Consider the following 314-nt stretch of genomic DNA (forward strand, 5'->3'; position numbering starts at 1 on the left):
GAAGGACCGGGCGATCCCGGAGCGACGCAAGCTGATGCAGGCCGGCTTGGTCTCGGTGGCGATCGCCATCGACGAGGACGGCGTCGTGCTCGGCGTGCCGGCCGTGGACATCATCGGCCTGCCGAACCGCGGCCGGTCCGGCGAGCCGCTGATCGAGACCGTGGTGGACGCGGTCTCCCGCACCCTCTCGGGGATGTCGCGGGGCAAGCTCAAGGACCCGGAGAGCGTCGAGAAGACGGTCGACCGGGCCGTGCGCACCGCGGTCAACGAGGTGTGGGGCAAGAAGCCGGCCTGCCACGTGCAGGTGGTGGAGG

1 pseudogene is annotated in these 314 nt (G+C 71.3%); it reads left to right on the forward strand.

The annotated features are described in order from the left end of the window. A pseudogene (locus tag ACLBXO_RS31965) lies at positions 1–314 on the forward strand (MBL fold metallo-hydrolase); the annotation flags it as partial.

The organism is Methylobacterium sp. C33D, from assembly GCF_053345825.1.